Here is a 13,480-nt window from a genome sequence, read left to right as displayed (position 1 = left end):
ACGGCGCCGGGGCGCCGCTCGGGCTCACTGAGGGGGTCGGGGGAACGGCGGCACCGGTTGCGGGCACCGGCTTCGGAGACTGGTGGGGGAGGGGACCGTGGGGGATCCGGGCGGTGCGGGCCTCAGAGCGGGCGGTAGGCGTCGCTGCCCGGCGCTGCTCCCCGGCCACGCTCGGGGCCGGCGGCGGGTTCCGGCGCCGGGCCGCCCTCGGCCCCGTCCTCGCTCCCGTCCTCGACGGCGGGGGCGGAGCCCTCGGAGGCCGGCCCGGGGGTCTCCTGGGCACTCGTGGCGGGTTCCTCGGCGGTCGCCGGGTTCCGGTCGGGACGGTCCATGTGCTGATCCCCTGTCAGAGTGCTTCGCCTTGTGGGTCGAGTCTCGACGTGCCGGAGCGAGGGGGGATGCGTCGGACGACCCAAAGTTCAGCATGGGCATGACCCAAAGTTCGACGCGGGCACGACCCAGAGGCCGTGCTGTGCGCCGGGCCGTCCGTCCTGCGGGCCGGGCCGTCCGTCCTGCGGGCCGGGCCGTCCGTCCTGCGGGCCTACCCGGCGCCCGCCGCGTCGGCGCCGGGCCCCAGGCCCAGCTCCACCAGGCGCACCGCCAGCGCGGTGCGGGAGGAGACGCCGAGCTTGCGCATCGCCGAGTCGAGATGCCGGGCGACCGTCCTGGGGGAGAGGAACAGCACCTCGCCGATGTCCCGGTTGGTCCGGCCGCCGATCACCAGCCCGGCCACCTCCAGCTCGCGGGGCGAGAGCCGGTTGCCGTAGCCGCGCCGGGCCGCCGGGGGCGGCCCGGCCGTCACGCCGTACGTCCGCAGCACGGCCGTCGCCCGCAGCGCGTCACCGCCGGCGCCGAGCTCCGCGTAGTCCGCGCGCACCTGCTCCAACAGCGCCAGCCCGTCCGTGCGGTGACCGCACGCCAGCAGGAGGGCGGCCCGGCGCTCGCGCGCCGCCGCCGCCGAGTACGGACGCGGCAGCGCGTCCCACAGCCGGGCGGCCCGCGCCCACAGTGCCGCCGCCCGCTCCCGCTCGTCGCGCGCCCCGGCCAGCAGCGCCCGGCAGGAGGACAGCGCGGCTCGCGCCGCAGGCATGTCGCGCCCCCGGAGCCACTTGGCCAGACCGCGCACCAGCCGCTCCGCCTCGGCGGTCCGCGCGCCGCCGACGGCGGTCAGCGCCTCGACCCGGACCGGCACGAAGTCCACGCCGGACAGCCACATCCCGTTGCCGGTCACGATGGACAGCGGTCCCTCGGTCAGCGCCAGGGCCGCGTCGGCGTCGCCGTCCGCCAGCGCCAGCGCGGCCAGCGCACCCGCCGCGTCCAGGGCGCACTCGGGCGCGCTGCTGTTCCCGGCCAGTACCTGGCGCAGGCCCTGCTCCGCCGCCGCCCGCTCGCCGCGCGCCGCGGCCAGCCGATGGCCGGTCAACCGGGCCTCCAGCTGGGTCAGCGCCGCCCCCTCGGTGGCCTCGACGATGGCGGGCAGCCGCTCGGTCAGCCCCTCCCAGCGCCCGGTGGACCAGTCCAGGCCGCACTCGGCCGCGGCGATCAGGGTGGAGTAGCGGTTGTACCGGTAGCGCTCCGCCAGCCCGCGGGCCACCGCCAGGTAGTGCCGCGCCTCGCGGTAGCGGCCCCACTGGCGGGCCATCGCCCCCAGGTTGAGGTGGAGGCGGGTGATCTGCAGCCGTTCCGGCGTGGTCGGCGCGTCCTGCGGGATCAGCGCCGCCTCGGTCCATCCCTCCTGCTCGCCCAGGGTGAGCAGGCCGGTCACATGGTTGACGCGCAGCCGGATCCGGTCCTCCTCCGCCATCGGCAGGGCCATGGTCTCGGCGGCCCGCCGCAGCCAGCCCAGATGGGTGGCGGCCGGTCGGGCCTCGCCGAACGCCCAGCCCAGCAGGATCATGGCCTGCGCGGCCGCCACCGGATCGTGGCCCAGATGCGGGATCGCCCGCTCCAGCTCGATCCGGCCCGCAGCGTGGTTCTCCGCCAGCAGCTCCAGCCGACCGATCTGCGCGCGGACCTCGGCCTGGTCCCGCTCGCCGAGCTGCTGCTCGGCCAGGACCCCGCGCAGCGAGAGCACCACGCCCCGGACCCGGCTCATGTCCTCGGCGGTGGCGAAGCGCAGTTTTCCGGCCAGCCGCGCGACCGTCCCGCCGGGCAGCCGGGCCTCGGTGATCAGCTCGCCCAACAGGCCGACGGCGGTGGCGTTGTCACCCGAGGCGAGGGCCAGGTCGGCGGCCTGCTCGGCGTACCGGCTCCAGCCCCCGGTGTCCCGGGCGTCGCGGAAGTGCCGTGCCAACTGGGCAAGTGGGGGCGGCGAGTCCCCCTGGAGCGCGTGGCCGGCCCGCCGGTGCAGCATCCGCCGCCGCGCCGCCGGCACCGACTCGTAGACCGCGCGGCTCGCCAGCACATGACGGAAGGCCAGCAGCCCCCGCCGGTCCTCCACCAGCAGTCCGGAGCCGACCGCCTCGTCGAGACCGGCCTGGGCGTCCTGCCCGTCCGGCTCGCTCCCGCCGTCGTCCCGGCCCGTCCCGGACAGCCCGGCCACGGCGAGCAGCAGTTCCTCCGGGGCGGGGTCGGTGAGCACCGCCGCCGCCTCCAGCAGCGTCCGGGCCGAGCGCGACGTCCGGCGGACCCGCTCCATCACCGCGTCCCTGATGGTCGGCGGAACGTCGATGTCGGCTATCTCCCGCCGCACCCACGCCCCGTTCCGCCGCGCCAGGTCGGCGCGGTCGCCCATCAGCCGGATCGACTCCTCGACCGCGAGCGGGATGCCGTCGGTGCGCCGGTGCACGAACTCGGCGAACTCGTCCGACACCTGCTCCCCGGCCAGCATGGACGACACCAGACCGGCGGTGGCGGCCACGTCCAGCGGGCCGAGGCTGACCCGCAGCCGGGTGGCGCCCGGCGCCAGCGGCGAGAACAGCCGGCGGACCGCCGAGTCCTCGGGCAGCTCCTCCGGCCGGTAGGTCACCACCACGCTGAGCTGCTGGGTGCGGCGGGCGCACAGGAACAGCAGGAACTCCAGCGTCGCCTCGTCCGCGCAGTGCGCGTCCTCGACGGCGAGGACCGAGACGTCCATCCGGTCCAGCAGTTCGCACAGCGCGCCGAAGAGCCGGTGCCGGACGGCGGTGGCGTCCTCGGCCGGCTCGGGCGCGGCCGGCAGGTCGGCCGCCCACTCGGGGAACAGCGGGCGCAGCGCCCCGGCGAGCGGGCTCAGCGCCAGACCCGCGATCCGGTCCACGCCCTGGCGGATCGCGTCCACCAGCGGACCGAGGGTGTGCGGCCGACGGAACGGCGGACAGACCGCGACCAGGGTGCGCGCCGGCGGCCCGCTCGCCGGAACCGCGTCCAGCAGTTCGGCGAGCAACCGGCTCTTGCCGATCCCGGCCTCGCCCTCGATCAGCGCGACGGCCGGCGCGGAGGACTCCAGGGCGCTCCGCAGCGCGGCGAACTCCGCGTCCCGGCCGGTGAATCCGGGCCGCCCGATCACCGCCTGCCCGGCGCCGCCGTCGAGTCCGATGCTCACGTGTCCGGCCATGGCGCTCCCTGGGGCTGATCGCTCCCGGGCATCGTCGCAGACCGGATCGATCACCGGAACCCCGCCTGCCGCTCCCGGCACCGGCGCCGCCGCGCGCACCCTCCGACTTGATCGTCGCTCCGGCCGTCTCCGCTACGATGCGTCCATCGAGTCGGCTCTATGGACAATCGAGGCTGGAGTGCTGGTCACGTCGGGGCAGGCGACGCGGGCACCGGGGGTGTCGTTCCCGCCGGTGCGGAGGCTCGCCGGGGCAGGGCCCGGGGCCGACGGGAGCGGCCACATCGACCGCACTCCGAACGGCAGGTGACCCGATGTCCGACTCGTTGTTCGACTCCGTCGACGCGCTGCTCGCGGCGGTGGACTCCGGTGCCGTGCTGCCGGTCCCGGCCGAGCGGGTGCGGCTGCGCGAGGCCGCCGGCCTCACCGTCGCCGCCGTCGCCCAGGCGCTGAAGACCCGCACCGCCTCGCTGGAGTCCTGGGAGGGCGGACGCACCGAGCCGACCGGCGACAAGCGGGAGGCCTACCGGCGCCTGCTGGAGGGCCTGGCCGCGAAGTTCCCGGCCACCCCCGCCGGGCCGCAGCCCCCGTCGCCCGCGCCGACCGGCCCCGCGCCCGCCGCGCCCGCCGCACCGACTGCACCCGCCGCTGCTCCGGAGCCCGCGCCCGCCCCGGCCGCCCCGGCCGCCCCGGCCGCGCCCCGGTCCGGCGCCGTTCCGCGCCCGGCGAGCCGGCCGAGGCGAACCCGTTCCCGGACGGGCCGCTGCTGGTCCTCGACGGCGACGGCCAGGCCTACGGTGTCGACGGCCTGGTGCTGACCTGTCCGGCGACGACGGTCCCGGCGCTGGCGAAGTGGGCGCTGGGACAGAAGCTGGGCACAGCGCCGGCCGGCCCGGGCGGCTTCCCCGGGGACCCGCTGATCGTGCTCACCGCCGCCGCGGCCGCGCGGCTGGGGCTGCCGTCCGAGCTGGCGGACCGTCAGGGGCTGCGGCTGCCCGCGGACCACAAGGTGGTCAAGGCGCTGGCGAAGGCGGAGTGGGAGACGACCAGGCGCGGCTTCGGCCCGTGGACCCGGCTGTTCAAGGACCCCAAGGCGATGGGGCGGCGGTACTGCGTGCAACTGGCGGTGCTGCCCTGGGGGGCGCTGGATTCCCGCTCCTGGGGCGACACCGCCGCTCTGCCCGCCCCGCAGGTCGCCCGGATCCTCGGCGCCTACGCGGCCCTGGTCACCACCCCGCGCGGCTCCACCGGCGCGTCCGGCCTGGCCCTGATGACCGACCTGCGCCCGGCCGCCCGCAGCGCGTACGGCCCGGACGGCAGCCGCAGCCGGGTCCCGGCGCCCGGCGCCCTGCACGGCCCGGTCGACCCGGCGCCGCCGGAGGCCCCGCCCGAGCACCCGGTCGCCGTCGACTGGCCCGGGGACCAGTTCCTCGACGAGGAGGCGTACGACTGGATCTGCGACCCCAAGCTGCTGCCCGACGAGCAGTGCCTGCTGCCGTTCGCGGTCGGCATCGACATCAACCTGGCGTTCCTCGCCGCCACCAGCACCCTGACGGTGGGTCTGGGCGGCCCCACCCGGGTGACGCGACCGGCGTTCGACAAGAAGCTCCCCGGCAGCTGGCTGGTGGACCTGTCGGGCATCGACCTGGACCCGCGGCTGCCGTCACCGTTCACCCCGCACGGCGAACGGCCGACCGGACCGGCCTGGTACGCGACCCCGACCGTGGCCTACGCGGCCGAACTCGGCCACCCGGTCCAGCCGGTCGAGGCGTTCCTGCGCCACGAGCACGGCCGGTACCTGGAGCCCTGGTACGCGCGGCTGCGCGGCGCCTACCTGGCCGTCATGGCGGAGGTCGGCGTGGTGCCCGGGATGGATCCGGCCGCCTTCCTGGCCGCGATGGAGCTGCTGCGCGACAAGCGGACCGACCCGGTGCAGGCGGTGCTGCTGGCCGCGATCAAGTCCACCGCCAAGGGCGCGATCGGCAAGATGCGCGAGCGCGCCCAGGGCAGCCACCGCGCCGGTGAGCGCTGGTACGCCCTGGACCGCGACACCTGGCGCCCCGACATCCGGGCCGCCGTCATCTCCACCGCCCGGGTCGGCATGCACCGCAAGATCAACGCGATGGCGAGGACCGGCCGGTTCCCGATCGCGGTCCTCTCCGACTGCGTGGTCTACCCCAGCGCCGGGCCCTCGCCGCTGGACCTGCTGCCCTACGACAGCGCGGGCAAGCCGCTGCGCGGCGGCTTCACCCTCGGGGTCAACCCCGGCTACGTCAAGCACGAGGGCACCATGGCGCTGACCGAGGCGATCGACATGGTCGAGCCCGCCCCCGGCGACGGGGACCGCCCGCAGCCGGAGCGCCGCAAGCTGTTCAACCCCGCCCGCCACGTCAAGTCCGCCGGACGCGACGATGACGAGTAGCCGGCCCGGGCCGAAGGAGTAGATCACCGTGGGCACCATCGGCGACAGCCTCCAGCGCGCGCAGGAGGGCCAGTTCACCCGCAAGCCGCCCGTCAGCACGCAGAAGCGGGCCGAGTTCCTGGTCCGGCAGCTCGGCTCCACCCGGGCGGTGGCACAGGCGCTCGGGGTCTCCCAGCGCACCGTGGAGCGCTACCTCAAGGGCACCCGGAGGAACCCGCCGAAGGTCCTCGCGGCGAGGATCGACGCCGAGGTGAAGCAGCGCTGGCAGCCCCTGGTCCGCCGGCGCGCCGCGCAGCGGGCCGCCACCACCGGCGGCATCACCGTGGAGACCCGCGCCCGGTTCGGCTACGCCGCCGCCGCCGGCTCCACCGACGACCCCAGGCTGCGCCGGATCACCGAGCGCCTGCCCCCCGCCTACGCCCAGCGCCTCTTCGAGGCCCACCAGGTCGGCGCGGCCGAGGACCGGCTCGCCGCGATCATCGCCGAGGGCCTGCAGGAGATGTACTTCAAGGACCGGGGCCGCCGCGCCCAGGGCCTGGTGGTGGAACTGAACTCGATCGACTACCTCGACCTCGACTGGTGAGCTCCGCCGCCCGGTTCGGGCCGGTGGTCCGCCGCTGTGCCGTGACACGATAGTTGGAACTCTGTCACGGTTGTTGGAACCGTGCCCTGCAGGTTTTTCGAGAGTGCTTGGGGGATCCAACCGGGGAGCTGGATCTTCCAAAGAGCAAGGTCGCCTCCGCCTGCCTCAAGTACTGTGACTTCGCATGATCGAATCTGAGATTGAGATCAGCGAGGATCTGGTCCGCGATCTGCTGCGGGACCAGCATCCAGACTTGGCCGCGCTGCCCATCCGCGAGGTGGCGGGTGGTTGGGGCAACCAGATGTGGCGCCTTGGGGAGGAGTTGGCGGTCCGGATGCAGCGGATGGCCACCACCCCGGATCTGCAGCTCAAGGAGCGCCGGTGGCTGCCGACCCTGGCCTCGCGCCTGCCGCTGCCGATCCCGGTCCCCGTGCGGGACGGTGCGCCGTCCGAGCGCTTCCCCAAGATCTGGACCGTCATGACATGGGTTGAGGGGATGCCGCTGGACCACAGCTCGATCACCCGCGGCGACCATGCGGCCGACATCTTGGCGGCCTTCCTCAAGGCGCTGCATGTGGAGGCGCCCGCCGAGGCGCCGGACTCCTCGGACCGCGGCGGTCACCCCAAGGAGTGCAGGGAGGGCTTCGAGCATTTCCTGCGGGCCGTGGACCTCGGCCGCTTCGCCGAGGACGACATCCGGGCCGTGTGGGACGACGCGGCTGCGGCTCCCGGGTGGGAGGGCCCGCGGGTGTGGGTTCACGGCGACCTGCATCCCGCGAACGTCGTCGTCGCGGAGGGGACACTGGCGGGCGTGGTCGACTTCGGCGATGTCTTCGCCGGCGACCCGGCCTGGGACCTTGCGGCCGCCTGGGTGCTGCTGCCCGCGGGCGGCGCCTCGCGGTTCTTCGACAGCTATACGCAGGCGGACGAGGCGGCGGTCCGACGGGCGCGCGGTCTGGCTGCGATGAAGAGCCTGTTCCTGATGCTGATGGGTCAGAACGGGGACCGCGGCCTGCCGGGCGGCAAGCCGAACTGGGGGCCCGCAGGCCGGTCGGCGCTTGATCGTGTCCTGAAGGGCCTTTGACGTCGGCATTGATCGGCCGGGCCTTCCTGGCGGCCGTGCCCCCGCTGACAGGGTCGGAGTAGTCCCGGCCGTCGGAACTGTCCAGACCGAGAACTGCTCGATCCCGGTTGTCATGCTGCACATGCCACGGCCTCACGTTGCTCCGCCGGCTGAAGCGCTCAGTCACAAACCGGCGCCGCTTATGGCAGTGGACTGTTTCGGTCTATCGCGTCTGCGAGTTGGTCCGCGTAGCCGTTGAGGAGGGACTTCAGGTCGCGGTAGAAGGGGTGTTCGTCCGCCTGGCTGAGCCAGTGGGCCGTCTCGGCGCGCTGGCGTCTCCAGCGTTTCAGGGCTCCGGGGTCGCTGAGGATGTCCGGTGGGCAGGGGGAGTGGTGGTGCTCGCCTTGGGTGACGCGGGCCCAGATGTGGGCGGAGACGGCGAGCCGCTTGCGGTCGTCGGTGATGGCCCGGTTCCCGGGCTGGACGTCGAGTCGGTCGACCATGTGAGTCCAGGCGGCCGGTGGAAGGGTCCAGGTGGCGAGGGCTTGCCGACGGCGCTGGTAGTCGACGCGGGGGGGATGACTCCAGGTCGGCGGCAATGGCGTCGACGGCCATGTCGAAGGCGTGCAGGTTGTCCTGGGCGCGGCTCCATCTGCTGAGCACGGTGCCGAATCCGATGGACTTGTCGCTGGTGCTGATGCCGAGGAATTGTGCGGCTTCGTTGAGGCCCCGCCCTTGGGCGCGTCGGACGAGGTAGGTGGCGGCGGTGCGTCGCAGGAGGCGGGTGCTGATGCCCGTGAACACGCTCAGGTGTCGGTCGGCCCATTCCTGGGGGAGGAACGCGGGGACGTGTTCGGGGCCGTAGCCGACGCGGCTCAGCGGGATCCTTCGGCCGCCCGGCTTGGTGCGGCGGAAGCTGGGGACCAGGGTCTCGGCGACGTGCTGGAACCGGTCCGAGCAGGCGTCGCGGTGGTTCTTGAACGAGAGGTCCCAGCTGAGGTGGCGCTTGGGGGTGATGCCGGTGCGGGTGCGGTTCTCGACGGGGGCCAGGGGTGCGAGGGCGGCGCGCAGGTCGTCGGTGCCCAAGATGGTGTCGGCGGCGTGGAGGAAGGCGGCGCAGGCCCGGGCATTGGTGGGCGGGGCGTTGGAGTGCTTGCGGGGTTCTTGGGCGACCTGGTCGGCGGCATAGAGGTCGGCGGCGTTCACCGTCGTGGTGGGGGCTCCCGGCCTTGTCAGGGGCCAGGTGATGATGGCCAGCGCGGCGACCAGTTGCAACTCGGTGAAGTACTGGCTGGCGAGCTCCGCGGAGTGTTCCGGGCGGAGCATGGAGGTGATCTTCTCTTGCAGCGTGATGAGTTCAGGCTCGGGGCGGTCCGCGGCATGGAGTTCGATCTGGTCGAGCCGGCCCTGGCAGAGGGCCTCGGGGCTGCGGGGTCTCTTCTCGGTGTGCGGGCGGGGCTGTCGGCACTGGGCGGGATGGAGTCCCGGGATGGTGGGCCGGGCGATCAGTTGTCCGTTCGAGCGGCTGCCGATGGGCTGGTGGCAGGTGGGGCAGAGGTGTTCGAGGAAGCACTGGTGCTGCGGGCAGAGGAAGAACACGGGCAGCCGCCATTCGCGTCGCCAGGGGCCGCCGTGCAGGTTTTGGAGGGGGGAGCCGTCGCCAGCCAGGCAGGCGGGGCAGTAGCGGGCAGTGGTGGTGAACAGTCCGTCCAGTTGGCGTGTTGGTCGGCCGAGGTGGAAGTAGTCCTGGGTACGGGCGATGGGCGGGTAGTGGGAGGCCCAGGAGGCCAGGGTCAGAGCGGTGGTCTCGGAGGGGGTGAGCCGGGTCGCGTTGGCGAAGTCGGCAGTCTTGTCCGCGGGCAGGATGATCGCCCAGGCGGGCTTGGTCAAGGACTGGGTGTTGTCCTGGATGTCGGCCAGGCCGGTGTCGCGGACGACGCGGTCCGGGGAGATCCGCAGTTGGTGGGAGAGCCGCAGGACCAAGCCGGACAGCGATTCGCCGGGGAGGGGGTCCAGGCTCCGTCTCAGCGGTCGGATGATCCTGGCGGTCGCGAGCGGGTCAGCCATCTGCGGCCGGCCTCTGCCCGTGGTCGTCGTAGACGGTGTTGCGCGGCCGTTTCCTGCTCTTCTCCTTGCCGGGCGGCTGGACGTCCTGCGGGATCTCGAGGATCTCGCCGGCTTCGGGGTCGAGGTCGGCGAGGTTGCCCAGGCGGATGGCGGTCCGGGCCAGGAGTTCGGGTGTCAGTCGTTCCTCGCGGCTGGTGATGGCCTCGGTGCAGCCGTCCTCGATCAGCCGCCGCAGCAGGCCCACGATGCCGTGGGTGCGCCGGTAGAGGTATTCGGGCATCTCGCCCGTGGTGAGCATCCCCTCGAAGGAGTAGAACAGCCGCAGCTGGTCCTCGATTCCGGCGAGGTGGTCCTGGAACGCGGTGATTCCGGCCGGGGTGGTGTAGTCGAACGGGTCGAGGTCGACCATGTCGAAGCGGCGTTCGGTCTGGGTGGAGGCTGCTTCGTTGTGGCTCTTGCCGCGTCTGACGTCGGGGAATACCCACTGCTTGGTGCGCGGGTCGATGTAGACGCCTCGCAGCAGGCCGGAGCGGGGGATGTCGACACCGATCAGGACGAGCGTCACGTTCAGGTCCATCAGCTCGCGGATCAGGTCCAGGGTGTCCTGGTCATCGGCGCGGTGTAGCCGCAGGCGGGTCACGTCGTCCAGTTTACCGACCGCAGGAGCTCGGATACTGGCTCTGAACTGCGACGATTCATAGACTACATGTCCGCGACGGCGCTTCACTACTGCTTGATGTCGTCCGTTGGAGTGGTTCGTGATTGCACTGCTCTGACCTCTGCTCTGTGCACCGAGCATCGTGGTCGGGAACCTGATTGTGGGGCAGTGTCCCGACCACGACGTTCGGTGCGGGTCAGTTGAGGCTGAGGTGGATCACTTCATCATTGACGGGCATGAGGCACGTATTCTCGCTGCAGGCTCCGTAACTGACGATCACATCGGCCTGGTGGGCGCTGGTTTCCCGGACCGGCAGGGTGAACGTAACCGGGCCGTCTGGATAGACGGGGAGCTCGGTCGGTAGACCCGCCGGTCGTAGGAGGCGCGTCGCGAGGCTCGCCGTCGGCCTACCGACCGCGGTGAGACCGCCTTGAACTGAAAGCCTGGTGGGGATGCCCAGTCCGTCGATGCCTTGTGCGGGGAGGTCGATGCTGTAGATGTGGAAGCCGGGCTGTTGCGGGCTGAAGGTTGCCCGCAACTCGCGCTGACCGTTGGCCACCGGCACCAGGGTGACGCTGACCGTGACCCCGTGGGCGGTGGCGTGGCCTGTGGGTTCAGGGGCCCGGTTTGTGCCGCATCCGCTGAGGAAGAGGACTGCCGCCGTGGTCGAGCCCAGAACGACACCCCACGAACGCGAGATGGTCACTGGCTTGCGCTGGGTGCCCAGCGAGTCAAGAAAGCGCTGACCTGGCTGGGGTCCATGGTGCGGGCGTTGGAGAAGGATCCGTCGTTGGTGGCGGTTCGCAGGGTGCCGTTGGACGTCAGGACGACCAGGGCCGGAATGCCGCTGGTCTGCAGGTTGACGTACTGTTCGGCGAGGTCGATGTTGTGGTTGAACTGGCCCACGTCGACGGCGACCACGAGGTAGTCCTTCTGCAGCAGCGGTTCGACCTGTGCCGAGTGGAACATCACGTCCAGTGCCCTGCAGTCCGGGCACCAGTTGGCGCCGAAGTCGATCAGTACTTCCCGGTGTTCCTTCGCCGCCGTCGCGAGGGCGGCCTGGATGTCGGCTTTCGCGTTTCGAGTGGCATCGTATCCGTCAGGCAGAGCTTGAGCGGTCGCCGATGTCGCCACGGCACTGGGACTGCTGCTGGGAGACGTTCCCGCAGCGGGCACGGTGGTTGCGGTGGGCGCTGTAGTGGTGGCGGCCGGCGCCTGCGCGGCGGTGGTACTGCTGGAGGCACAACCTGCAGTCAGCGCGACGGCTGATATCCCAGCCGCCAGACCCAGACGTATTCGGCGCATGGGGTTCCCCTCCCGTAAGTGATCAGTCGCAGGAGGATAGCGGTAGCCAGATGCCAGCTCACACCCAGATTGATGATTGAGCCACGTCATCAGGGCGCCGAAGGGCTCCCCGGTCGCCCGGCATGCCAGGCGGCGACACGCTGTCTCAACTCGCGGTTGACATAGGGGCTGTCGTGGCGGGCCATCCACGCAAGGTGTTGCAGTACGTTCTCCGAGCGGTCGGGGTGGGACACCGCGAGCACGTCGATGCCGGTCTCGCCTGTCGAGGCACAGACGTACACGCTGCCGTCCAGGGCCATCATGGCGAAGCCCGGGTGGCCCGAGTGCACGCCGAGGAACGCCGATGCCGCGCCTCGGCCCATGATGTCCCAGTGATCCAGAAGTCGGACCCGGGTCCAGAGCGCCGGTGCGTGGTAGCCGTGCATGTGCTGCCGGGATTCGGGAGTGCGACGTCCATGAATCCGCCGGAAGCGAGAGCCCGATGGAACACTATGACCCCGGCGCGTCGGCTGACCCGTTTGCAGCCGCGTTTTCTTCCTTCACTTCCCTCATCGCCGACCTCACCAGGCCCGAATCACTCACCGCCTGCCACGACACCCTGGAGGAGATGATCGCGACCCGCGGCCGGGAGATGCAGCGCCTGCTCCTGCAGGGCTTCCTCGACCTGCGTGAACAGCGGGAAGCCGCGACCCTTGGCGCGCTCGCCCCCGCCCGGCGCGCCGACGTCTTCGAGGGGCACAGCCGCCTGGAGACCGGACACCGGCGCCTGCTGGCGACCGTCGTCGGCACGGTCACGGTGACCCGGTGCGCGCTGCGCGCCCCGGGACGCACCGCGCTGCACCCGGCCGACGCCGCCCTCGCACTACCCGGGGAGCGCTGCAGCCTGGGCCTGCGCAAACTGGCCGTCATCGAGGCGGTGCGCGGCTCCTTCGACCAAGCCCTGGAGGCCGTCACCCGCACCTGCGGCCAGGTCTGCGGGAAACGCCAGCTCGAAGCCCTGGTCCGGGCCGCCGCCGTGGACACCGCCGCGTTCTGCACCTCCCGCCTGCCCGAACCCGCGGCCCCCGGGGTGCTGCTGGTGCTCTCCGTGGACGGGAAAGGGGTCGTGATGCGGCCCGAGGACCTGCGCGAGCACACCCGCAAGGCCGCCGAGAAGGCCCGGCACACCTTCCGCACCCGCCTGGCCGGCGGCGAGAAGGCGAACCGCAAACGCATGGCCACCGTCGCCGTGGTCTACGACGCGGCACCATCGGTGCGCCGCCCGCACGATGTGATCGCCCCGCCCGGCGGCCGCACCGGACAGCGTGTCCCGCGCCCGGGACCCAAGGCGAGCAGGAAATGGTTGACCGCCTCCCTCGCGCAGGACGCCGCCGACGTCGTGGCTGCCGCCTTCGACCAGGCCGAATCCCGCGACCCCCTGCACGCCCGCCCCTGGATCGTCCTGGTGGACGGCGCCTGCCACCAACTCGACCTCATCCACGCCGAAGCCGCCCGGCGCGGCGTGAGCGTCCACATCGTCCTCGACATCGTCCACGTGCTCGAGAAGCTGTGGGCGGCGTCCCGCTGCTTCCACACCGCCACCGACCCCGCGGCCGAGACCTGGGTCGCCACCCACGCAGCCGCCCTGCTGAACGGCCGCGCCGGCGACGTCGTCACCGCGATCGGGACCCAGGCCGACCAGCGGAACCTGACGAAGGACCAGCGCTCGGCCGCCGATGCCGCCTGCCGGTACCTGGAGAGCAAGAAGGACTACCTCGGCTACGACACCGCCCTCGCCGAAGGCTGGCCCATCGCCAGCGGAGCCGTCGAGGGAGCCTGCCGGCACCTCATCGTTATCTGAACCAGCGCGT

Annotated in this window: 11 protein-coding genes and 1 pseudogene; 5 read left to right on the top strand and 7 right to left on the bottom strand. The window is 72.5% G+C overall.

From position 1 onward, the window contains the following. Positions 1–122 precede the first annotated feature (122 nt). Positions 123–332, bottom strand: coding sequence for a hypothetical protein (locus BS75_RS01280; RefSeq protein ID WP_034086854.1), 210 nt, complete (start codon positions 330–332; stop codon positions 123–125). Between the two features lie 209 nt (positions 333–541). Next, a complete protein-coding gene (locus tag BS75_RS01275) occupies positions 542–3,535 on the bottom strand; it encodes an ATP-binding protein (RefSeq protein ID WP_042440030.1) in 2,994 nt (997 codons plus the stop codon). A 137-nt stretch (positions 3,536–3,672) separates the two neighbouring features. On the opposite strand from BS75_RS01275, the pseudogene BS75_RS52045 reads away from it, so the two are divergent. From BS75_RS52045 to BS75_RS01260, 4 genes and pseudogenes are all read left to right on the top strand, one after another. After that, positions 3,673–4,026 (top strand): annotated as a pseudogene (locus BS75_RS52045) (hypothetical protein); the annotation flags it as partial. Further along, positions 4,011–5,954 (top strand): telomere-associated protein Tap, encoded by a 1,944-nt coding sequence (gene tap / locus BS75_RS43105; RefSeq protein WP_408022582.1) that lies wholly within the window; start codon positions 4,011–4,013, stop codon positions 5,952–5,954. The pseudogene BS75_RS52045 and the gene tap, both read left to right, overlap by 16 nt. A gap of 28 nt (positions 5,955–5,982) precedes the next feature. Beyond that, positions 5,983–6,537 carry a telomere-protecting terminal protein Tpg gene (gene tpg, locus BS75_RS01265; protein ID WP_034086853.1) on the top strand — a complete coding sequence of 185 codons (555 nt, stop codon included), beginning with the start codon at positions 5,983–5,985 and terminating at the stop codon, positions 6,535–6,537. 184 nt (positions 6,538–6,721) lie between these two features. After that, positions 6,722–7,621 (top strand): aminoglycoside phosphotransferase family protein, encoded by a 900-nt coding sequence (locus BS75_RS01260; RefSeq protein WP_034086852.1) that lies wholly within the window; start codon positions 6,722–6,724, stop codon positions 7,619–7,621. 162 nt (positions 7,622–7,783) lie between these two features. Here BS75_RS01260 and BS75_RS01255 read toward each other — a convergent pair whose 3' ends face one another. The 5 genes from BS75_RS01255 to BS75_RS01235 form a co-directional block, all read right to left on the bottom strand. After that, positions 7,784–9,667 (bottom strand): TniQ family protein, encoded by a 1,884-nt coding sequence (locus BS75_RS01255; protein WP_034086851.1) that lies wholly within the window; start codon positions 9,665–9,667, stop codon positions 7,784–7,786. Then, on the bottom strand, positions 9,660–10,307 hold the full coding sequence (locus BS75_RS01250; protein ID WP_231607646.1) for a hypothetical protein: 648 nt from the start codon (positions 10,305–10,307) through the stop codon (positions 9,660–9,662). Before BS75_RS01250 ends, BS75_RS01255 begins: the two co-directional genes overlap by 8 nt. A 214-nt stretch (positions 10,308–10,521) precedes the next feature. After that, on the bottom strand, positions 10,522–11,031 hold the full coding sequence (locus BS75_RS01245) for a hypothetical protein (protein ID WP_034086850.1): 510 nt from the start codon (positions 11,029–11,031) through the stop codon (positions 10,522–10,524). Then, positions 11,028–11,459 carry a thioredoxin family protein gene (locus tag BS75_RS45480; RefSeq protein ID WP_160312347.1) on the bottom strand — a complete coding sequence of 144 codons (432 nt, stop codon included), beginning with the start codon at positions 11,457–11,459 and terminating at the stop codon, positions 11,028–11,030. Before BS75_RS45480 ends, BS75_RS01245 begins: the two co-directional genes overlap by 4 nt. 260 nt (positions 11,460–11,719) lie before the next feature. Further along, the gene (locus BS75_RS01235) at positions 11,720–12,055 is read right to left on the bottom strand and encodes a hypothetical protein (protein WP_052069089.1); all 336 of its coding nucleotides are present in this window, start codon (positions 12,053–12,055) and stop codon (positions 11,720–11,722) included. A 56-nt stretch (positions 12,056–12,111) separates the two neighbouring features. On the opposite strand from BS75_RS01235, the gene BS75_RS01230 reads away from it, so the two are divergent. Next, the gene (locus BS75_RS01230) at positions 12,112–13,470 is read left to right on the top strand and encodes an ISKra4 family transposase (protein ID WP_156164193.1); all 1,359 of its coding nucleotides are present in this window, start codon (positions 12,112–12,114) and stop codon (positions 13,468–13,470) included. Positions 13,471–13,480 lie beyond the last annotated feature (10 nt).

Source organism: Streptacidiphilus albus JL83 (assembly GCF_000744705.1).
In the GTDB taxonomy this organism is placed as follows: Bacteria; Actinomycetota; Actinomycetes; order Streptomycetales; family Streptomycetaceae; genus Streptacidiphilus; species Streptacidiphilus albus.
The sequence above is the reverse complement of the archived record's forward strand: the minus strand, read 5'-3'. Positions and strand labels throughout refer to the sequence as shown.

Bases quoted from the DNA above. Each gene is read 5' to 3' on its own strand.
- BS75_RS01275 (WP_042440030.1), bottom strand. From the start codon at position 3,535: ATGGCCGGACACGTGAGCATCGGACTCGACGGCGGCGCCGGGCAGGCG.
- BS75_RS01260 (WP_034086852.1), top strand. From the start codon at position 6,722: ATGATCGAATCTGAGATTGAGATCAGCGAGGATCTGGTCCGCGATCTG.
- BS75_RS01280 (WP_034086854.1), bottom strand. From the start codon at position 332: ATGGACCGTCCCGACCGGAACCCGGCGACCGCCGAGGAACCCGCCACG.
- BS75_RS01230 (WP_156164193.1), top strand. From the start codon at position 12,112: ATGGAACACTATGACCCCGGCGCGTCGGCTGACCCGTTTGCAGCCGCG.
- BS75_RS01235 (WP_052069089.1), bottom strand. From the start codon at position 12,055: ATGCACGGCTACCACGCACCGGCGCTCTGGACCCGGGTCCGACTTCTG.
- BS75_RS01255 (WP_034086851.1), bottom strand. From the start codon at position 9,667: ATGGCTGACCCGCTCGCGACCGCCAGGATCATCCGACCGCTGAGACGG.